17 protein-coding genes and 1 pseudogene are annotated in these 20,763 nt (G+C 69.4%); 8 read left to right on the plus strand and 10 right to left on the minus strand.

Annotated elements, in window-relative coordinates; all coding sequences use genetic code 11:
- Positions 1-215: 215 nt before the first annotated feature.
- Positions 216-842, minus strand: a complete 627-nt coding sequence (locus tag ACI2L1_RS02655) for a TetR/AcrR family transcriptional regulator (protein WP_404737494.1) — start codon at positions 840-842, stop codon at positions 216-218.
- A gap of 231 nt (positions 843-1,073) precedes the next feature.
- On the opposite strand from ACI2L1_RS02655, the gene ACI2L1_RS02660 reads away from it, so the two are divergent.
- From ACI2L1_RS02660 to ACI2L1_RS02680, 5 genes are all read left to right on the plus strand, one after another.
- The gene (locus tag ACI2L1_RS02660; RefSeq protein WP_404737495.1) at positions 1,074-2,063 is read left to right on the plus strand and encodes a tetratricopeptide repeat protein; all 990 of its coding nucleotides are present in this window, start codon (positions 1,074-1,076) and stop codon (positions 2,061-2,063) included.
- Between the two features lie 663 nt (positions 2,064-2,726).
- Positions 2,727-3,359 carry a DUF6230 family protein gene (locus ACI2L1_RS02665; RefSeq protein ID WP_404737496.1) on the plus strand — a complete coding sequence of 211 codons (633 nt, stop codon included), beginning with the start codon at positions 2,727-2,729 and terminating at the stop codon, positions 3,357-3,359.
- Between the two features lie 118 nt (positions 3,360-3,477).
- Positions 3,478-4,047 (plus strand): DUF6114 domain-containing protein, encoded by a 570-nt coding sequence (locus ACI2L1_RS02670; protein WP_404737497.1) that lies wholly within the window; start codon positions 3,478-3,480, stop codon positions 4,045-4,047.
- Positions 4,037-5,356: a hypothetical protein gene (locus ACI2L1_RS02675; protein WP_404737498.1), complete on the plus strand. Its 1,320-nt coding sequence runs from the start codon at positions 4,037-4,039 to the stop codon at positions 5,354-5,356. The genes ACI2L1_RS02670 and ACI2L1_RS02675 overlap by 11 nt, the downstream gene beginning before the upstream one ends.
- Positions 5,357-5,482: 126 nt before the next feature.
- Entirely contained in the window at positions 5,483-5,980 is a 498-nt protein-coding gene (locus tag ACI2L1_RS02680; protein WP_404737499.1) for a hypothetical protein, read from the plus strand.
- Positions 5,981-6,060: 80 nt separating this feature from the next.
- Here the strand turns inward: ACI2L1_RS02680 and pyk are convergent, their stop codons facing one another.
- The 3 genes from pyk to pta form a co-directional block, all read right to left on the minus strand.
- Positions 6,061-7,485, minus strand: coding sequence for a pyruvate kinase (pyk, locus tag ACI2L1_RS02685; RefSeq protein ID WP_404737500.1), 1,425 nt, complete (start codon positions 7,483-7,485; stop codon positions 6,061-6,063).
- A gap of 90 nt (positions 7,486-7,575) precedes the next feature.
- Positions 7,576-8,784 (minus strand): acetate kinase, encoded by a 1,209-nt coding sequence (locus ACI2L1_RS02690; protein ID WP_404737501.1) that lies wholly within the window; start codon positions 8,782-8,784, stop codon positions 7,576-7,578.
- On the minus strand, positions 8,781-10,871 hold the full coding sequence (pta, locus tag ACI2L1_RS02695; RefSeq protein WP_404737502.1) for a phosphate acetyltransferase: 2,091 nt from the start codon (positions 10,869-10,871) through the stop codon (positions 8,781-8,783). Before pta ends, ACI2L1_RS02690 begins: the two co-directional genes overlap by 4 nt.
- Positions 10,872-11,055: 184 nt before the next feature.
- Here pta and ACI2L1_RS02700 point away from each other — a divergent pair, with 184 nt between their 5' ends.
- Together ACI2L1_RS02700 and ACI2L1_RS02705 are read left to right on the plus strand one after the other, a co-directional pair.
- Positions 11,056-12,081 (plus strand): ATP-dependent 6-phosphofructokinase, encoded by a 1,026-nt coding sequence (locus ACI2L1_RS02700; RefSeq protein ID WP_404737503.1) that lies wholly within the window; start codon positions 11,056-11,058, stop codon positions 12,079-12,081.
- 206 nt (positions 12,082-12,287) lie between these two features.
- Positions 12,288-12,824, plus strand: a pseudogene (locus ACI2L1_RS02705) (RNA-guided endonuclease TnpB family protein); the annotation flags it as partial.
- 57 nt (positions 12,825-12,881) lie between these two features.
- On the opposite strand, the gene ACI2L1_RS02710 reads toward ACI2L1_RS02705, so the two are convergent.
- Complete coding sequence (locus tag ACI2L1_RS02710; protein ID WP_404737504.1) at positions 12,882-13,586, minus strand: helix-turn-helix domain-containing protein; 705 nt, start codon at positions 13,584-13,586, stop codon at positions 12,882-12,884.
- Positions 13,587-13,764: 178 nt separating this feature from the next.
- Here ACI2L1_RS02710 and ACI2L1_RS02715 point away from each other — a divergent pair, with 178 nt between their 5' ends.
- Positions 13,765-14,223 (plus strand): PPOX class F420-dependent oxidoreductase, encoded by a 459-nt coding sequence (locus ACI2L1_RS02715; RefSeq protein WP_404737505.1) that lies wholly within the window; start codon positions 13,765-13,767, stop codon positions 14,221-14,223.
- Between the two features lie 187 nt (positions 14,224-14,410).
- Here the strand turns inward: ACI2L1_RS02715 and ACI2L1_RS02720 are convergent, their stop codons facing one another.
- The 5 genes from ACI2L1_RS02720 to ACI2L1_RS02740 all read right to left on the minus strand — a co-directional run bounded on the left by ACI2L1_RS02720 (position 14,411) and on the right by ACI2L1_RS02740 (position 20,760).
- Positions 14,411-15,247 carry a carbohydrate ABC transporter permease gene (locus ACI2L1_RS02720; RefSeq protein WP_404737506.1) on the minus strand — a complete coding sequence of 279 codons (837 nt, stop codon included), beginning with the start codon at positions 15,245-15,247 and terminating at the stop codon, positions 14,411-14,413.
- A complete protein-coding gene (locus tag ACI2L1_RS02725; protein WP_404737507.1) occupies positions 15,244-16,104 on the minus strand; it encodes a carbohydrate ABC transporter permease in 861 nt (286 codons plus the stop codon). Before ACI2L1_RS02725 ends, ACI2L1_RS02720 begins: the two co-directional genes overlap by 4 nt.
- Complete coding sequence (locus ACI2L1_RS02730) at positions 16,101-17,462, minus strand: extracellular solute-binding protein (RefSeq protein WP_404737508.1); 1,362 nt, start codon at positions 17,460-17,462, stop codon at positions 16,101-16,103. The genes ACI2L1_RS02725 and ACI2L1_RS02730 overlap by 4 nt, the downstream gene beginning before the upstream one ends.
- Before the next feature lie 815 nt (positions 17,463-18,277).
- The gene (locus tag ACI2L1_RS02735) at positions 18,278-18,964 is read right to left on the minus strand and encodes a response regulator (protein ID WP_404737749.1); all 687 of its coding nucleotides are present in this window, start codon (positions 18,962-18,964) and stop codon (positions 18,278-18,280) included.
- Between the two features lie 5 nt (positions 18,965-18,969).
- Positions 18,970-20,760 carry an ATP-binding protein gene (locus tag ACI2L1_RS02740; RefSeq protein WP_404737509.1) on the minus strand — a complete coding sequence of 597 codons (1,791 nt, stop codon included), beginning with the start codon at positions 20,758-20,760 and terminating at the stop codon, positions 18,970-18,972.
- Positions 20,761-20,763: the final 3 nt, after the last annotated feature.

Below are 20,763 nucleotides of genomic sequence, written 5' to 3' on the forward strand. Positions count from 1 at the left end.
CCGGCCCCCCCCCCCCCCCCCCCCCCCCCCCCCCCCCCCCCCCCCCCCCCCCCCCCCCCCCCCCCCCCCCCCGCTCGCCCGCGCTTGCGGGGTGCCGCTTCTGTGGGTCGGGAGCCGCCCCAGCGGCACGACCGCCCGCAGCTACGAGTGCGCCCCTTCAGGGGCCCGGGGAACTGCGCGATCAGCCCCCGCCGGGCCGCAGTCGCCGACGTACCTCACTTCGCGGGATCTCCCGCGAGACCCGTCAGCAAGACCTGTGTGAAGCCGTGGACCCACGCCTCGTCCGCCGGTTCCGCGCTCACCAGCGTGCGGTGGACCACCGCTCCCGCCACCATGTCGAAGATCAGGTCGATCGTCCGGGCTGACTCCAGGGGGTCCGTCTCGAGCGGCAACTCCCCGCGGGCCTGGGCGCGTTCGCGGCCCTCCAGGACCAGCCGTTTCTGGCGGTTGACGATCGACGACCGGATGCGTTCCCGCAGCGCGTCGTCGCGGCACGACTCCGCCACGACCGCCATCAGCCCGTTCTTGGCCTCCGGACGCGCCAGGATCGCCGCGAACTGGAGAACCACGCCCTCGATGTCCGCGGCGAGCGTCCCGCTGTCGGGGAGTTCCAGTTCGTCGAAGAGCTCCGCCACCGCGTCGACGACGAGTTCGTTCTTGCCGGCCCAGCGGCGGTAGAGGGTGGTCTTCGCGACCCCGGCCCGCGTCGCCACGTCCCCCAGCGTCAGTTTCGACCAGCCCAGTTCCACCAGCGCCTCCCTCGTCGCCGCGAGGATCGCGGTGTCCGCGGCGGCGCTGCGCGGGCGTCCTGTGGCGCGGGGAGCGGGGGTGCGGCTCGGCATCCCATGACGATAACGGGCGGTTCTGTGGCGCAGTGAGGGAGATCACCGGGGTGGGGTACCGGGTAGGCACTCAGTGCCATTACGCTACGACTCGTAGCGAAAGCTCGCGATGGACGTATGCGAGTGACGGGACGCACGGCGTGGGGTGGGGACCCGGCGTCAGGACCGCGCTGCGTGACCAGCTTTCACATCGTTTTTCACAGACGCGCGCCCACGGGGGAGGATAGACGCATGCAGCCACGGAACATGTCCATGAGCGGAGTCGTCGACCTCGCCGCGGTGAAGGCGGCCCAGGAGGCCAAGGCGAAGGCGGAGCAGGCGCGCGCCGAAGCGGCCCGGCAGGGCGGCGGCACCGGTGCCGTCTCCCAGGCCGATCTCGTCATCGACGTCGACGAGGCCGGGTTCGAGCGCGAGGTCCTGCAGCGGTCCACCGAGGTCCCGGTCGTCATCGACTTCTGGGCCGAGTGGTGCGAGCCCTGCAAGCAGCTGAGCCCCGTCCTTGAGCAACTCGTCGTCGAGTACAACGGGCGCCTGCTCCTCGCGAAGATCGATGTCGACGCCAACCAGATGCTGATGCAGCAGTTCGGGGTGCAGGGCATCCCGGCCGTGTTCGCCGTCGTCGCCGGCCAGGCCCTGCCACTCTTCCAGGGGGCCGCCGGCAAGGAGCAGATCCAGCAGACCCTGGACCAGCTGGTGCAGGTCGCCGAACAGCGCTTCGGGCTGACCGGGCTCCAGGTCGACCCGGACGCGGAGCCGGGCGGTGGGGGCGGTGGCGGTCAGCAGGTCGCCGAGGTGCCCGCGGGGCCGTACGACGCGCTCCTCGAAGCCGCCGTACACGCCCTGGACGCCGGGGACTTCGGCGGTGCCGTCCAGGCTTACAAGAACGTACTGAGTGACGACCCCGGCAACAGCGAGGCCAAACTGGGGCTCGCCCAGGCCGAGTTGCTCCGGCGGGTGCAGGACCTCGACCCGCAGCGGGCGCGCAAGGACGCGGCCGAGAAGCCGGGTGACGTGCAGGCGCAGATCGCCGCCGCCGACCTGGATCTGGTGGGCGGTCATGTCGAGGACGCGTTCGGACGGCTCATCGACACCGTGCGGCGCACGGCCGGGGAGGACCGGGATGCCGTACGGCTGCGGCTGCTTGAGCTCTTCGAGGTGGTCGGTGCCGACGATCCGCGGGTGACGGCCGCCCGCAGGGCGCTGTCCCGCGCCCTGTTCTGAGCGGGGGAGCCGGGCGGGGCGGGAGCCCGGTTCTGACCAGTCGCTAAACACCACGGCATGTGTTGCCCGAGTGAAAGATTTGCCGCCAGATGGTCACTGCGGCCGCGCTTTACCAAAACTTGGTAATCGCGGCCGCTGTTACTTCCAGTAAGTCAGAGGCGTTGATCTGTCGGATTCTGTCCATCGATCAAATGCTTTGTCCTCCCCCTGGTTGCCACCCAGCGTTGCCGACCGAGACCAGCGGGTCGTTGTTCGGTTATCCGGCCGTTACTACCGAGTAACGAAGCCCCTTGTGCGGGCGGCGAGAATGCACCACGATCGGCGACGCTCGGTCCTTTCCCGTACCCCGACAGCCGGTTGGGCGGCGGGATTCCTTGGGTCCCCACCGAGCAGAGTCGGCGGCAGGTGCGCCGGCTCTTGGACAGGGGGGTCTTCGCTCATCCGGCGAAGCCTGTCCAGCAAGGTTGTGCGTGATGCGTGTCAGGCGCGACCAGTGGTTGTCGCTCGGGGGTGATCGCCGGTGATCGGTGCGCAGTTCGCGCCTCCGAGTGCAGGCGCTCCCCTTCCCGAGGACGTAGCACTTCTCCCATCCCTGCCCGGCTGAGCCGTCCTTTTCGACAGGGCAGTCAGGGCCAGGAGATGTACGTCCGAGAAGGAGGAAATATGGAGTCCCAGGTGCGTGGCGGGACCAGATGGAAGCGGTTCGCTGTGGTCATGGTGCCCAGCGTCGCCGCCACGGCTGCGATAGGCATCGGCATCGCCAGCAACGCGCTGGCCGCGTCGTTCAGCGTGTCGGGCCAGTCGTTCAAGGTCAGGGCCGACACGCTCGTCGGTCATGGCTTCTCTCAGTACGGTGCCATCGACTCGGGTTACACCCTCGACGGCAAGAAGACGGCGCACCCGGTCGCGGTCTCGGCGTTCACCGATGCCGAGATCACGAACATGTGCCAGTCCGTGGTCACCCCGAACATCCCGTTGCTCGGTTCGGTCAGCCTCATCCTGAAGGCCGGCGGTGCCGGCACTCCGGTCCAGGCCCACAACCTCTACATCGATGTCGAGGACCTTGAGGCCGACGCCACCTTCAACAACATCAACATCGGTGTTGCGGGCAAGGACCTCAGCAAGGGTCCGGGCATCAAGAGCGGCGACACGGCAAACCCCTACGGGTTCGCCCAGGAGGCCGAGTCGGCCACGCTGACCGATGTGAAGCAGACGGCGTGGGCCACCACCGCCGGAACCTTCAAGCTCAGCGGTCTGAAGATGTCGCTGTCGACGGGTACCAAGGAGTGCTACTAAGCACTCACTGACGGGCGGGGGGGCCGGTGGCGCCCCCGCCCGTCCACTGTGAGGCCCCGGCCTTCACAGTCAGTACAACTCACCACCACAGCAACGCCGCAACAGGGAGCTGTTTTCCATGAGCGCCGAGACTCCTGCCGCCGCACCCGGCCAGTTCACCCGCCGGAGGCTGCAGTTCCGCGCCTGGCGGGGCGCGAGGCCGTTCTGGGCAGGTCTGTACATGCTGTTCGCCGGGGTTCCCATTCTCTACTTCCCGTACGCGAACCTTCAGATCGGCCATCTGAACCTGGCCATGGCCACCACGGCGGGCGCCGGGTCCCTGATCATCGGCGTGCTGTTGTTCGTCCTGGGCATCAGCGTCTGGTTCCAGCGGCACATCCGTACCTTCGCCGGTGTCGCGGCGATCCTGCTCGGCCTGGTGTCCATCCCCGTGTCCAACTTCGGCGGCTTCGTGGTCGGCTTCCTGTTCGCCCTGGTGGGCGGCGCGATGGCCGTCTCGTGGGCGCCGGGACCGCCGCCCGCGTCGCAGCCGGCGCAGGACCCCGATGCGGGACAGGGCGCTGTCCCCGAGGGCAACGACCCCGACACCACGATCCTCAAGCCGGTCGTGGACGGAATGGGCGAGCCGAACGATCTGTCAGGAACGAGCCCGGCGAACGGGGCGAACGGGAGGCACAGTGCCGGCTGACGAGGTGACCCACGGGACTGACGTGGACGCGTCCCGTGCGAGAACCGGGCCGCGCCATGCGGCACCCAAGAAGCCGCTGTTCACCAGGTTCCACATGCCGGCCGGCAAGGCGATAGCCCTGGCCGCGATGCCGACCGCGGTCATCATGGGGATGGGCTTCACGGCGTCGCTCGCGAACGCCGACGACCAGCCGACGTCCAAGAGCCTGACGGCCGACGAGTACAAGGACTGCGTCTCGGCGCTGACCGACAGCGCGTCGCCGTCCGCCTCGGCGAGCTCGTCGTCCTCGGACGACTCCGACGACGCTTCGGCGACGCCGTCCCCGTCGGCCACCGCCGGCTCGGGATCGGACTCCGGTTCGGACTCGGGCTCGGGCGGCTCCTCCTCGTCGGATTCAGGTTCCGACGAGGAGGCCACCCCCACGCCTTCCGCGTCGGCCTCCGCGAGCAAGGAGGAGAGCAGCTCCTCCTCCGGCTCCGACACGGCCACGGCGTCCCCGTCGGCCTCCGCGAGCGACGGCAACCTCCTGACGGACATCGGCGACGCGATCACCGGGATCTTCACCGGCGGCAGCTCCTCGACGAGCACGAGCGGCAGCGGGACGAGCGCCACCCCGACGCCGTCCGCCTCGGCCTCCGAGAGCGCCTCCGACACCGTCAAGGAGACGACCGAGAAGGTCACCGACACGGTGAACGACACCGTGAAGGACACGACCGACACGGCGTCCAAGGCAGCCGAGGACACCACCAAGGCCGTCGAGGACACCACCAAGGCGGCCGAGGAGGCGGCGTCCGACGCCACGGCCTCCCCGAGCGCGTCGGCGAGCTCCACCACGGACGCGGACGACTGCCCGGTCGCCACCGACGCGGTCGGCGACGTCGACAACACCCAGGCGGTCGCGGACAACCCCTGGACGCTCCAGGCCAGTTCGCTGCTGCTGAAGGGTGCCGACTACCAGGGCGTCGTCGAGGTCAAGACCGCCAGCGGCAAGACCAAGAAGGTGCTGAAGTACGTCATCTCCGGCGGCACCGACATCGGCGACCTGCACCAGATCGTCACCGAGAACGGCAAGACGTACCACGTCCAGGCGGGCAAGGGCACGACGTCCACGATCCGCGACGGCGACACCGTGATGTACACCGAGAGCATCTCCGGCAACCTGCTCGGGCTGATCCCCGTCACGTTCACCCCGGACAGCCCGCCGCCGCTGAACATCCCGCTGATCTACTTCACCAACGTGACGGTCAAGCAGGCCGCCCAGTTCGGCGGCACCCTGCACGTCCCCGAGATGCACCAGTACAGCGAATAGGCCCGCCAAGGGCCCCTGAAAGCCCGTCCGGGAGCCGCACAAGGCCTGAGGGCGTCCCCTGCAACAGGGGGCGCCCTCGGCGCCGTACAAGAGCGTCGGCGGCCGTCAGGGGAGGAGCAGTCGAGGTTGCGGGACTCAGGAATGATCACCTTCTCCTTCGAACCTCGCGCCGAGGACGTTTCCTGGTCGCCGGATCAGCGGCCGGAAAACCCGGACCGGCCTGAGCATCCGGAGCTGACCGGCGCGGACTTCTCCCTGAGCTTCTTCCGGGCCGACGTGCGGCTCCTCCTCCACGGCGTGGATCTCGGCCTGCGCACGCCGGGACTGTCCGTGGTCGACTTCGCGCTGATGCTGGAGTACGCGAGGAGAGAGCTGGAGACCCGGAGTGACATCGCCGTGGAGACAAGCGTGACCCAGCACGTGTTCTCCCTCAGCCGGGGACCGGAGACCGTCACCGTGACGACGAACTACGCGCCGGGCGCAGCCGAGTTGACCTGGGCCGAGCTGTGCCGGCTCACCGACCGGGCGAAGGCCGAGGCGTTCCGGCTGATCACCACCGCTCACCCCGAACTGCGCGACAACGCGTGGCTGCGGGAGACGGTGGGAGTGCCGTCGGCCACGTGATCCACCAGCCGGGAAGAACTGAGGGCGCCCCCTGCTACAGGGGGCGCCCTCAGCGTCGTACAACAGCCTTCAGCGGCTCGTCAGTTGCTACCGCCGATGTGGTGCACGCGCAGCATGTTCGTCGTGCCCGGGACGCCGGGGGGCGAGCCGGCGGTGATGATGACGATCTCGCCCGCGTTGAAGCGGTTGATCTTGGCGATCTCCTGGTCGACCATGTCGACCATCTCGTCCGTGGTGTTCACGAACGGCACCACGTGCGACTCCACGCCCCAGCTGAGGGTGAGCTGGTTGCGGGTGTTCTCGTCGGTGGTGAAGGCGATGATCGGCTGCTGCGCGCGGTAGCGCGACAGACGGCGGGCGGTGTCGCCGGACTGGGTGAAGGCCACCAGGCCGCGGCCGCCGAGGAAGTCGGCGATCTCGCAGGCCGCGCGGGCCACCGAACCGCCCTGGGTGCGAGGCTTCTTGCCGGGGACCAGCGGCTGCAGGCCCTTCGACATCAGCTCCTGCTCGGCCGCGACGACGATCTTCGACATCGTCTTCACGGTCTCGATCGGGTACGCGCCCACGCTCGACTCCGCCGACAGCATGACCGCGTCCGCGCCGTCCAGGATCGCGTTGGCCACGTCGGAGGCCTCGGCGCGGGTGGGGCGGGAGTTGGTGATCATCGACTCCATCATCTGGGTCGCCACGATCACCGGCTTGGCGTTGCGGCGGCACAGCTCGATGAGGCGCTTCTGCACCATCGGGACCTTTTCGAGCGGGTACTCGACGGCCAGGTCACCGCGGGCCACCATGACGGCGTCGAACGCCATCACGACGTCCTCCATGTTGTCCACCGCCTGCGGCTTCTCCACCTTGGCGATGACGGGGACCCGGCGGCCCTCCTCGTCCATCACCCGGTGGACGTCGTCCACGTCCTTGGCGTCCCGCACGAAGGACAGCGCGACCATGTCGCAGCCCATCCGCAGCGCGAAGCGGAGGTCATCGACGTCCTTCTCGGACAGCGCCGGGACGTTCACGGCCGCGCCGGGGAGGTTGATGCCCTTGTGGTCGGAGACGACGCCGCCCTCGATGACGATCGTCTTGACCCGCGGGCCCTCGACGTCGAGGACCTTCAGCTCGACATTGCCGTCGTTGATGAGGATCTGGTCGCCGCGGGAGACGTCACCGGGCAGGCCCTTGTAGGTCGTCCCGCAGATGGTCTTGTCACCCGGGACGTCCTCGACCGTGATGACGAACTCGTCACCGCGCTCAAGCTCGACCGGCCCCTCGGCGAAGGTCTCCAGACGGATCTTCGGGCCCTGCAGGTCGGCGAGGACACCGATGGCCCGGCCGGTCTCCTTGGACGCGGCACGGACGCGGTCGTACCGCCCCTGGTGCTCGGCGTGCGTGCCATGGCTGAAGTTGAAACGGGCCACGTTCATGCCGGCTTCGATCAGCGAGACCAATTGCTCGTGGGAGTCGACCGCGGGGCCGAGAGTACAGACGATTTTCGAACGGCGCATGGGGCGATCCTATCGGTTTGTTTCGCTACGGAATATTCCGTCTGGCGGAAGATACAAATGGGCGGGGTCCTGCTCAGTTGCGGTTACCGCTCAGTTGCTTTCGACTCCGACCAGTGCGTAAGTCTGTGTCGCGATTTCCAATTCCTCATCCGTCGGCACCACCGCGATCGCTACTCGTGAGTTCGCCCGCGAGACCAGCCGCGGCTCGTCCGCGCGTACGGCGTTCAGCTCCGCGTCCAGCGCGATGCCCAGCTCGTCGAGGCCCGCCACGGCGGCCTCCCGCACCGGTGCCGCGTTCTCACCGACCCCGGCCGTGAACGCGATCGCGTCCACCCGGCCGAGCACCGCGTAATACGCGCCGATGTACTTCTTCAGCCGGTGAATGTAGATGTCGAAGGCCAGTTGGGCCTGTTCGTCACCCTCGTCGATCCGGCGGCGGATCTCCCGCATGTCGTTGTCTCCGCACAGGCCGATCAGCCCGCTCTTCTTGTTGAGAAGAGTGTCGATCTCGTCCGTGGACATTCCGCCAACACGCATCAAATGGAAGATGACGGCCGGGTCCATGTCACCGGAGCGCGTACCCATCACGAGCCCCTCCAAAGGCGTCAGCCCCATGGAGGTGTCCACACACCGGCCGCCGCGGACCGCCGAGGCGGACGCGCCGTTGCCGAGGTGCAGCACGATCACGTTCACCTCTTTTGGCGACCTGCCCAGCAGCTCCGCCGTCGCCCGGGACACGTACGCGTGCGAGGTGCCGTGGAAGCCGTAGCGCCGGATGCGGTGCGCGTCTGCGGTCTCCACGTCGATCGCGTAGCGCGCGGCCGACTCCGGCATCGTGGTGTGGAACGCGGTGTCGAAGACGGCGACCTGGGGCAGGTCGGGGCGCAGCGCCCGGGCGGTGCGGATGCCGGTGAGGTTGGCCGGGTTGTGCAGCGGCGCGACCGGGATCAGCCGCTCGATCTCGGCGAGCACGGCCTCGTCGATCACGGTCGGCTCGGTGAAGGTCCGGCCGCCGTGCACGACACGGTGGCCTATCGCGGCCAGCTCGGGGGAGTCGAGGCCGAGCCCGTCCTTGGACAGCTCTTCCGCCACCGCCTTCAGCGCGGCCTCGTGATCGGAGATCGGGCCGGTCCACTCCCGCGACCCACCACCCTCAGGCGTGTGCCTGAGCCGGGAGCCCTCCTCGCCGATGCGCTCGACGAGCCCCACCGCGAGCCTGCTGCTGTCCCGCATGTCGAGCAGCTGGTACTTCACCGACGAGGAGCCGGAGTTGAGGACGAGGACGCGGGTGGCGCTCACTGCTGGGGAGCCCTTTCGGCGGAGGTCTGGGCCTGGATCGCCGTGATGGCGACGGTGTTGACGATGTCCGAGACCAGGGCGCCCCGGGACAGGTCGTTGACGGGCTTGCGCAGGCCCTGCAGCACCGGGCCGACGGCGATCGCGCCCGCCGAACGCTGCACGGCCTTGTAGGTGTTGTTCCCTGTATTGAGGTCCGGGAAGATCAGAACCGTCGCCTGCCCGGCCACATCCGATTCCGGAAGCTTGGTCTCCGCGACGCTCGGCTCGACGGCGGCGTCGTACTGGATCGGCCCCTCGATCTTCAGGTCGGGCCGCCGCGAGCGCACCAGCTCGGTGGCCTCCCGCACCTTGTCGACGTCGGCGCCCGAACCCGACGTACCCGTGGAGTACGACAGCATCGCGATCCGCGGCTCCACACCGAACTGCTCGGCGGTCGCCGCCGACTGGATGGCGATGTCGGCGAGCTGCACGGCGTCCGGGTCGGGGTTCACGGCACAGTCGCCGTACACAAGCACCCGGTCGGCGAGGCACATGAAGAAGACCGACGACACGATGTCGGCGTCCGGCTTGGTCTTGATGATCTCGAACGCCGGCCGGATGGTCGCGGCCGTGGAGTGCACCGAGCCGGACACCATGCCGTCGGCGAGGCCCTCCTGGACCATCAGGGTGCCGAAGTGGTTCACGTCGGAGACGACGTCGTAGGCGAGCTCGACCGTGACGCCCCTGTGGGCCCGAAGGGCCGCGTACTTCTCGGCGAAGGCGTCGCGCAGTTCGGAGGTCGCCGGGTCGATCAACTGGCAGTCGCCGAGGTCGATGCCGAGGTCGGCGGCCTTCTTGCGGATCTGGTCGAGCGGGCCGAGCAGGGTGAGCTCGCAGACGCCCCGGCGCAGCAGGACCTCGGCGGCGTGCAGGACCCGCGGCTCGGTGCCCTCGGGCAGGACGACGCGGCGCTTGTCGGAGCGGGCCGTCTCCAGGAGCTGGTGCTCGAACATCATCGGGGTGAGGCGGTCGCCGCTCGGCGCGGAGACCCGGCGGGCGAGGTCCGTGGTGTCGGCGTACCGCTCGAAGAGGCCGAGCGCGGTCTCCGCCTTGCGTGGCGTGGCCGCGTTCAACTTGCCTTCCAGGGCGAAGAGTTCGGCGGCGGTGGGGAAGCTGGTGCCGGGCACCGAGAGCACCGGGGTGCCGGGGGCGAGGCGGGCGGCGAGGGTGAGGACGTCGTCGCCCGGCACCTCGTCCAGGGTGAGCAGCACACCGGCTATCGGCGGGGTGCCGGCGCTGTGGGCGGCGAGCGAGCCGACGACCAGGTCCGCGCGGTCGCCCGGTGTGACCACCAGGCAGCCCGGGGTCAGGGCCTTCAGGAGGTTCGGCAGCATCGCGCCGCCGAAGACGAAGTCCAGCGCGTCCCGGGCGAGCCCGGAGTCGTCGCCGAGGATCACCCTGGCACCGAGGGCCTGTCCGATCTGGGCGACGGTGGGCGCGGCCAGGGCGGGCTCGTCCGGCACGACGTAGCAGGGCACGGGCATCAGGCCGGCGAGCCGCTCGGCGATCTCGTCGCGGTCCTGGCGGGCGACGCGGTTCGTCACCATGGTCAGGACGTCGCAGCCCAGGCCGTCGTAGGCCCGGTAGGCGTTGCGGGTCTCGGCGAGCACCGACTCGGCGGGCTGCGCGCGACCGCCCACGACCGGGATCACGGAGGCGCCGAACTCGTTGGCCAGCCGGGCGTTGAGCGAGAGCTCGTCCGGGAGCTGGGTGTCGGCGAAGTCGGTGCCGAGGACCAGGACGACGTCGTAGTCGCGGGCCACCAGGTGGAAGCGGTCGACGAGGGTGGAGACCAGCTCGTCGGTGCCGCGCTCGGCCTGCAGCGCGGAGGCCTCGTGGTAGTCGAGGCCGTAGACGGTGGCCGGGTCCTGGGAGAGCCGGTAGCGGGCGCGCAGCAGCTCGAAGAGCCGGTCGGGAACGTGGTGCACCAGCGGCCGGCACACCCCCACCCGGTCGACCTGGCGGGTCAGCAGCTCCATGACCCCCAGCTCGACGACCTGGCGGCCGTCGCCGCGGTCGATCCCGGTCACGTACACGCTGCGGGTCACGCGTGATCTCCCTCTCTCGCACCGGTCATGAAAATCGCCCACCGAGGTGAGCGGAAACCCTCTTGACAGTACCCCGGTGGATGGATATGGCGCCCGTCAGCACGGGAGGCGACGGTGCTCTGCGGGTCGTGAAAGAATCGGACCTGGCTCACCGGTATCAACAGCGAGCAGGAGACACAGCACGATGCGCATCGGAGTTCTCACCGCAGGCGGCGACTGCCCGGGTCTGAACGCAGTGATCCGGTCGGTCGTGCACCGAGCGGTCGACAATTACGGCGACGAGGTCATCGGCTTCGAGGACGGCTACTCCGGCCTCCTGGACGGCCGCTACCGCGCCCTCGACCTGGACAGCGTCAGCGGCATCCTGGCCCGCGGCGGCACCATCCTCGGCTCCTCCCGCCTGGAGCGCGACCGGCTGCGCGAGGCGTGCGAGAGCGCCTCCGACATGATCCACGAGTTCGGCATCGACGCGCTGATCCCGATCGGCGGCGAGGGCACGCTCACCGCCGCCCGCATGCTGTTCGACGCCGGTCTCCCGGTCGTCGGCGTCCCCAAGACGATCGACAACGACATCTCCTCCACGGACCGCACCTTCGGTTTCGACACCGCCGTAGGTGTCGCCACCGAGGCGATGGACCGCCTCAAGACCACCGCCGAGTCCCACCAGCGGGTGATGGTCGTCGAGGTCATGGGCCGGCACGCGGGCTGGATCGCCCTGGAGTCCGGCATGGCCGCCGGTGCCCACGGCATCTGTCTGCCCGAGCGTCCCTTCGACCCGGCCGACCTGGTCAAGATGGTCGAGGCGCGCTTCGCCCGTGGCAAGAAGTTCGCCGTGGTCTGCGTCGCCGAGGGCGCCCACCCCGCGGAGGGCAGCATGGACTACGGCACGGGCGAGATCGACAAGTTCGGCCACGAGCGCTTCCAGGGCATCGGTACGGCCCTGGCGTACGAGCTGGAGCGCCGGCTCGGCAAGGAGGCCAAGCCGGTCATCCTCGGTCACGTCCAGCGCGGCGGCGTACCCACCGCGTACGACCGGGTCCTCGCCACCCGCTTCGGCTGGCACGCGGTGGAGGCGGCGCACCGGGGCGAGTTCGGCAGGATGACCGCGCTCAAGGGCACCGACATCGTGATGGTCCCGCTCGCGGAGGCGGTCACCGAGCTGAAGACGGTCCCGAAGGACCGGATGGACGAGGCGGAGTCGGTCTTCTAGACGGCGGTTCCGCTACCGGGATTCATTCGCAGTGCTCCGGTCTTCAGGCCTGGGGTGAAGCGAATCTCGTGGCGGCGACGCGGAGCGTCGCGGTGGCGTTCCGGCAGAGCGGGACGGGGCTTCGTGTCGGTGACGGGTCGCTTGTATGTTCCCGGTGACGACGCGGGTTCGACGTGCCTAGTGTGATCGTCATGCAGCTCCGGTACGAGCTGTCGCGCAAACAGAAGGGATCGAAGAACCGGGCCAGGGCCCGCGAGAAGGTCGCCCGCGCCCACGCGAAAGTCGCTGACGCGCGCCGTGAGTTCCACCACCAGCTGTCCACCAGGCTGATCCGCGAGAACCAAGGGATCGCCGTGGAGGACCTGTCGGTGAAGGCGCTGGCCCGCACGAAGCTGGCCAAGTCCGTGCACGACGCCGGATGGTCATCGTTCCTCAGCATGCTGGAATACAAGGCAGAGCGGTACGGCCGCATTTTGGTGAAGATCGGCCGGTTCGAGCCCACCAGCCAGACCTGCTCCACCTGCGGCGCTGTGGACGGCCCCAAGCCCCTCAGCGTGCGGGAATGGACCTGCCGTGCCTGCGGCACTGTGCACGACCGGGACCACAACGCCGCACTCAACATCAAACAGGCCGCCGGACTGGCGGTAACGGCCTGCGGAGCGCCGGTAAGACCAGAACCCGTTCTGGCACAGCGCGAAGAAACAGGAAGCCACGGATTCGAGACCGGAAACCGTGCCGCCTAGCGGCACAGCAACCGGTCGAGAAGGCCAGAATCCTCGCCCTTCAGGGCAAGGAGCATGTCAAGGCCGTCTCTCGGCTGCCTCCCAGAACAGGTCCACGATGCCGTCCAGGAAGTCCCGGCCGGTCTCGCCGGCGTTCTCGGCGCCGCCGCCCCAGCTCAGGGTGGACACCATCTGCCCCTGGTACTGCCGGTGCAGCTCCTGGAGGATGTCCTCCACCAGGCGCCGGTCCAGGGGCACGATCTTCACGATCTGGCGGACGTGGGCCTGCCAGCGGGTGGTGACCGCGCCGCGCAGACACTCGGCGAGCCGCTGTTCGCGGCCGGTGACGGCGACGAAGTCCGGCACGGTGAGCTCCAGCAGGTCGGCGAGGGCGGTGGACTGGCGGTCGGTGCCGCGCCACTCGTCGTGCTCCTCCATGGCGAGGTAGGCGAGCAGTTCGAGCCCCACCGCACGGGCCACGTCCTCGGGGGCGATACCGCGGGCGACACGGTGCTCGCGCAGGGTGCGGGGGCGGCCGATGAGTTCACCGGTCGAGCACCACAACACGCCCGCGAGAGCGGTGAGTTCCGGACTGGTGGGACAGACGATCCCGCGTTCCCAGGCGACGACGAGATCCGGCGTGACATAGGGGAGCCCGTACGAGACGCGCAGCCCGTAGGCCACGTGCTCGGGCCCCATGCCGAGAGCGACACGGAGCCTGCGGGCGGTGAGGTTGTCGAAGGGCGGTCCGGACTGGTTCGGGAGAGCTGGGGGGCGGCGCACGGCCCACAAGTTAGGGAAGCGAACGGCCGGTGACTACGGTCTGTTCGGCCAACAACACGGATTGTAGGAATCTACGGTTTCGACTGCGGTTTCGGGCTGGCCGAAGATCGTCTGTCGGTGGTGCGGGCGGGGTGGCGAGGATGGCGCCGGGTGCCCGCGCGGGTGGCCGGAAAGAGGTGTGATCTTCGTGTACGAAGTGAATGGCAAGGTCGAGGGGCATATTCGCGAGCGGCTGCTGGCGCCGAACTTCTGGCATCTCGCGACCGTCGGTCCGGACGGAGCGCCGCAGGTCTCGCCCATGTGGGCGGATCTCGAAGGTGAGTACGTCATGGTCAACACGGCGATCGGACGGGTGAAGGAGGAAAACCTGCGGCGCAATCCGAACGTTTCCCTCTCCCATCACGACCCCGAGAACCCCTACGACCGCGTCGAGATCCGGGGCAGGGTGGTCCGGTTCGTGGAGGGTGAGGAAGCCGAGCGGTCCATGGACCGGCTCACCCGGAAGTACATCGGCGAGGAGCGGTATCCGTGGCTCCTTGAGGGAGAGCGGCGGGTGATGCTGCTCATCGAGCCGGTGCGGGTGCGCAGGGTGGTGGGCGTGGAGCCGTTCCGTCCCGGGGTGCTGCCGCAGGCCTGAGCGCGCACTGCCGCGTCCCGCGAGGCAGGAGGACGGCTTGGCCGGCCGGGCGGCGGCACGGGTGCCAGGCCGGGGGAGCACCGGGGATCCCCGGGTGTGTCCGACAGACGTCCGACGTGTCCCCGCACGCTTGCCTGCCTGGGCCCGGCGGCACGAGAAAGCCCCGGCAAGGGGCACCCGGCACCCGTCAGCCCTTGACCGCCCCGCCCAGCGCGAACCCTCCTCCGAGGCGCCGGGCGATCAGTACGTACAGCAGGATCACCGGTGTCGAGTAGACGATCGAGAACGCGGCGAGCTGGCCGTACGCCACCATTCCGCGGTTGCCGAAGAACTCGTTGATGCTGACGGAGGCCGGCATCTGGTCGGGGCTCAGCAGCAGCATGAACGGTACGAAGAAGTTGCCCCACATCATGACGAAGGAGAAGACGGTCACGACCGCCACTCCGGGGCCCATGAGGGGCAGCACGATGCGGAGCAGGGACTGGAGGGAGTTCGCGCCGTCGGTCCAGGCGGCCTCCTCCAGCTCCTTCGGCACACCGTCCATGAAGTTCTTCATCAGCCAGATGGCGAAGGGGAGTTGGGAGGCGGCGAAGAACAGGATCGTGCCCTGGAGGGTGTCGATCAGGTCGACCTGCACGAACAGCGCGTACACCGGCACCATGATCGCGGTGATCGGCAGACTGGTCGCGAAGAGGACCGACAGCAGGAACGGGCGGTTCAGGCGGGAGCGGAAGCGGGAGAGCGGGTAGGCGGCGAGGGCCGCGCAGGCCACCGTCAACGCCGTGCCACCGCCGCACAGGAACAGGCTGTTCAGGAGTGGGGTGAAGGTGATGTCGTCGGTCAGGATCGCGTCGAAGTTGGCGGTGGTGAGGCCGTCGGGGAGCTTCACCCTCAGATCGGCGTGCGGGTCCAGGGCGGACAGGACCACCCAGGCGAGCGGCAGTATGAAGGCGGCGGCGACCGCCAACAGTCCCGCGTCGGCGGCCAGGCGGCGGGAGCGGTTCCTGCGGCTCACCCGGGTCACACCTCCGTCCGCAGCAGGCGCATGTAGACCACCGAGAACAGGGAGCCGACCAGGAGCAGCAGCAGGGCCACCGCGGTGCCGTAGCCGATCATGCTGTTCTGGAAGGCCTGTTCGTACATGAAGAGGGGGAGGGTCTGGCTCCTGTCGCCGGGCCCGCCCCGTGTCATCACCCAGATCAGCCCGAACACGGAGAGGGTCTGGAGGGTGTTGAGCATCAGGTTCGTGCCGATGGAACGGCGGATCATCGGCAAGGTGATGTGCCACAGCCGGCGCCAACCACCCGCGCCGTCCATCTCGGCGGCCTCGGTGATCTCCTCGGGGATCTCGGCCAGGGCCGCCGAGTAGACGAGCATCGAGAAGGCCGTGCCGCGCCAGACGTTCGCGAAGGACACCGCCAGGATCGGCAGCGTGAACAGCCAGTTCTGGGACGGGAGATGGAGCAGGTCGAGGATGGCGTTCAGGGTGCCCTCCTTGCGGAAGAAGGCGTAGAGCAGAAAACCGGCGACCACCTCGGGGAGCACCCACGCGGTGATGACGATGCCGCCGGTGAGCGTGCGGACCGGCTTCGAGGCGCGCCGCATGAGTGAGGCGAGCGCGAGGCCCAGGGTGTTCTGCCCGATGAGCGACGACAGGACGGTGAACACGAGGGTCAGCCATACGGCGTTGAGGAACTCCTCGTCCTGGAAGGCCGTACGGAAGTTCTCGAAGCCGACGAACGACGACTCGGCCTGTCCTGTCAACTGGAGGTCGGTGAAGGCGATCCACGCGCAGTAGGCGATGGGCCCGGCGAGGAAGAGGAGCAGCAGGACGAGGGCGGGGGCGACGGGGAGGGCGCGGGTGAGGGAGCGGAGGTTCACTGTGCGATCACTTGGTTGTCGGTGACCTCCTTGAGCGTGTCGTCGTAGCCGCTCGCCGCCTGATCGACGGACGCGTCACCTGTCGTCACGCCTTCCATGGCCTCCTGGATGGCCGTGGAGACCTTCGGATACGCCGGGTAGGCGGGCCGGTAGTGGGTGGCGGCGACCAGGTCGGTGAAGAACTCGATGCCGGGCTGGGCCTTGGCGTACGCGGGGTCGTCGGCGACGTCCTTGCGGACCGCGATGCCCGAGTTGGCGACGTACCACTTCTGGGCGTTGGCCTTGGTCTGCATCGTCCTGACGAACGCGAAGGCGAGGTCGGGGTTGGCCGCCTTGGCGGGGATGGACCAGGTCCAGCCGCCGGACATGCTCACCTTGCCGGGGGCCTGGCCGTGCTGGGTGGGCATGTACGCGAGGCCCAGCTTGCCGGACCACTCGGGCCATTCGTGGCCGCTGCCCTCCAGCCAGTCCTGCGGGAGCCAGGAGCCGTCGAGGTTGATGCCGAGCTTGCCGTTCGGGAGCAGGTCGCCGCGGACGATGGTCTGGATGTTGGGGTCCAGGGCGGTGGAGACGTCCGGGCCGAGCTTCTCCTGGTAGACCGTCTCGACGAACGAGAGGGCGTCCTTGAAGCCCTGGCTGCCGGCGATCCACTTCTTGGCGTTGTCGTCGTACAGGCGGTCCCCGGTCCCGTAGAGCAGCATCTCGAAGCCCTGCATGGCGGCGGCCTCGCCCGCGGGCTTTCCGGTGTACACGTTGAGGGGCGTGACGTCCGGGACCCTGCGCTTGATGGTGCGGGCCGCGTCGAGGACCTCGTCCCAGGTCTTCGGCTGCCAGTCGGCGGGCAGACCGGCTTTCGCGAAGATCCCCTTGTCGAACCAGAGCCCCCGGGTGTCGGTCCCGTCCGGGACGCCGTACGTCTTCCCGTCCTCGGCCTTCGCCGCCGCCTTCGCCGTGTCGATGAACTGGTTCCAGTCCGGCCACTTGGCGAGATAGGAGTCCAGGGGCTTCAAGTACCCGCTCGTGATGTCGGAGTTGATGAGGAAGGTGTCCTCGTAGACGAGATCGGGGGCCGTCTTCGGGGACCGGAGCATCTGCTGGAGCTTGGTGTAGTACTCCGAGTCCGGGGCCTTGATCGGGACGAGCTCGACCTTCTTGCCGGGGTTCGCCTTCTCGAACTGTTTCTTGATGTCCGCGAGGTAGTCGTCCATGACGTGGATCGAGTTGTCCGTGGACTGCTTGAACGAGATCTTCACGGTGTCGGGGTCGCTGCCGGAACCGCCCCCGCAAGCGGTGAGGCCGGCGGCGGCGAGGGCGGCGGAGAGGAACAGGGGCAGGGCGGCGGTGGGGCGCACGGGCATGACCTCCTGCGGCACGTCGTTGTGGCACGGGGGATGGCTGCCCGGTGAACGTAGGGGGAGTGGTCTAGTCAGGTCAATGTGTGTGCGGGGGTCGGGTGTTGAGGTGTGCGGCTGCGGCGCGGGTCCCGCGAGGCGGTCCAGCTGGTGGTGGACCTGCCTGACGGCGTTCTGCGCTGTGCCGCCTTCCGGGGCGGACGGCGACGGTGGGGGCTGCTTCGTCGCCCTGTCCGTGCCGGGCGCGCTCGCGGTGGCCGGGCCCGGAACGCAGGCGGTGTGGTACGCGCGGCCGGCACGGACTCCCGTCTGGTGGACGTCCCCTGGTCGGCACGGACTTCCGTCCGGCGGGCGTCCTCTAGCGTCCCCGTACCCACGGATAGACCAGCTCCGGCCTTTCCGAGCTGCCTGTACAGCGGGCTTCGTCCGGCGGGTGTCCGCTGGCCGGCAGGGGCTCCTGTGTGGCGGGGTCTCCAACCGGCACAGGCCCCCGTCCGACGGGCGTCCCTTGGCGGCCCCGCGCCCACGGATAGACCAGCTCCGGTCTTCCGACCTGTCTGTGCAGCGGGCTTCGTCCGGCGGGTGTCCCCTGGTCGGCATGGGCTCCTGTGTGAGGGGCTCCCGTGTGAGGGGGCCTCCAACCGGCACGGGCCCCCGTCCGACGGGTGTCCCCTAGCGGCCCCGCGCCCACGGATAGACCAGCTCCGGTCTTCCGACCTGTCTGTACAGCGGGCTTCGTCCGGCGGGTGTCCGCTGGTCGGCACGGGCTCCTGTGTGAGGGGGTCTCCAACCGGCACGGGCCCCCGTCCGACGGGCGTCCCCTAGTGGCCCCGTACCCACCGATAGACCAGCTCCGGCCTTCCGACCTGCCCGTACAGCGGGCTTCGTCCGGCCCGGCCCGCCTCCACCAGGTGCTCCAGATACCGCCGGGCCGTGATCCGGGAGATCCCCACGGACTCGGCGAGCCCCGCCGCGGTGAGCCCCTCCCCGGCCTCTCGCAGAGCCCCCGCGACCCGTTCCAGGGTCGGCCCGCTCAGCCCTTTGGGCAGCGCCGCCGGCGAAGGCGCCCGCAGTGTCGCGAGCGCCCGGTCCACCTCGTCCTGCCCGCTCGCCTCGCCCGCGGCCCCGCGGAACTCGGCGTACCGCACCAGCCGGTCCCGCAGCGTCGCGAAGGTGAACGGTTTCAGCACGTACTGCACCACACCCAGCGACACCCCCTCCCGCACCACGGTCAGATCCCGCGCCGACGTCACCGCGATCACGTCCGCCTGATGCCCGGCCGCCCGGAGGCACCGCGCGAACTGCAGGCCGTGCCCATCCGGCAGGTGCAGATCCAGCAACAGCAGATCCACGGCCGTACGGTCCAGGATCCGTCGCGCCTCCGCCCCCGTGTGTGCCTTGCCCACGATCACGAAGCCCGGGACCCGTCCGACGTACAGGGCGTGCGCGTCCGCCGCGACCGGGTCGTCCTCCACCACCAGCACACGGATCGGCCGCTCGTCATCCATGCCGCTCATGCCTCTTCTCCCGGGGCTCCGGAGACTACGGGCACCGACGCGGGCTGAGCCTCGGTTCTCGAAGCCGCCGTACCGGATGCCGACGCCGGCGAACCCGCCGTATCCGTATCCGAATCCGCCGTATCCGAATCCGCCGTATCCGAATCCGCCGTGTCCGAAGCCGGCCTACCGGAACCAGGCGCCCCCAAGGGCAACCGCACCTCGAACTCGGCCCCGCCCCCGTCCGCCTGCGCCACGGACAACGTCCCGTTCTGTCGATGCGCCGCCTGCCGGGCCAGGGCGAGCCCCAGCCCGCGCCCGCCCGGTCCCGCCGGCTTCGTCGAGAAGCCCCGTTGGAAGACGGCCTCCGCGTGCGCGGGATCCACCCCGGCCCCCGTGTCGGAGACCCGCAGGACCAGTTCCGCGCCCACCGGGTCCGCGTACGCCGTCACCGTCACCCGCGCCGGCGCACGACCCTGCGCGGCGTCCACCGCGTTGTCGATGAGGTTGCCGAGGATCGTGACCAGGTCCCGGGCCGGGAGCGAGGGAGGAAGGAGGCCGTCGTCGAGGCGGCTCTCCTCCGACACCACCAGCTCCACGCCCCGCTCGTTGGCCTGCGCCGTCTTCCCCAGCAACAACGCCGCCAGCACCGGTTCGCCCACCGCCGCCACCACCTGGTCCGTCAGTGTCTGTGCCAGCTCCAACTCCGCCGTCGCGAAGTCCACCGCCTGTTCCGTGCGGCCCAGTTCGATCAGGGAGACGACGGTGTGCAGCCGGTTCGCCGCCTCGTGGGCCTGGGAGCGCAGCGCCTGGGTGAAGCCGCGCTCGGAGTTCAACTCGCCCATCAGGGACTGGAGTTCGGTCACATCGCGCAGGGTGACGACAGTGCCGCGCTGTTCTCCGCCGGAGACGGGGGAGGTGTTGACGACCAGGACCCGCGCCGACGTCAGATGGACCTCGTCGACCCGGGGCTCCGAGGCGAGCAGCGCACCCGTCAGCGGCGCCGGCAGCCCGAGCTCGGCCACCGAACGCCCGATCACCTCGTCCTCGGACGACACACCCAGCAGCTCCCGTCCGCCGTCGTTTATCAAGGCGACACGGTACTGCCCGTCCAGCATCAGCAACCCCTCGCGTACGGCGTGCAGGGCGGCCTGGTGGTAGTCGTGCATCCGGCTGAGCTCGGCCGCGTTCATGCCGTGGGTGTGCCGGCGCAGGCGCGCGTTGACGACGTAGGTGCCGATGGCGCCGAGCGCGAGCGCGCCGCCCGCGACGACGAGCAGGGCAGTGAGCTGGCCCTGCGCCCGCTGGCTGATCTTCTCGACCTGGATGCCGGCGCTGACCAGGCCGATGATGTGCCCCTTGTCGTCCTTGACCGGGGTGACCGCCCGCACGGAGGAGCCCAGGGTGCCGGTGTAGGTCTCCGTGAAGGTCTCGCCCTTGAGCGCGCGCTCGGTGTTGCCGAGGAAGTGCTTGCCTATCTGGTTCTTGTCGGGGTGGGTCCAGCGGATGCCCTGCGGGCTCATGATCGTGACGAAGTCGACCTCGGTGTCGGCCGTCACCCTGAGCGCGTACGGCTGGAGATCGACCGTCGGTTTCGGTGTACCGATCGCCTCCCGCACGGACGGCGAGTCCGCGACCGCCCGCGTCACCGCCCTGGCCTTGTCGCGCGCCGCAGCCTCGGCCTGGCTCCGGTCGCTGACATACGTGAACAGCGCGTATCCCGCGACGACCACGGTGATCAGCACGGCCTGCATGGCGAAGAGCTGGGCAGCCAGGCTGCGGGGTCTCGGTACCGCGGGGATGCGCATGTC

The sequence above is a fragment of the Streptomyces sp. NPDC019531 genome (assembly GCF_044903305.1).
Lineage (GTDB): Bacteria > Actinomycetota > Actinomycetes > Streptomycetales > Streptomycetaceae > Streptomyces.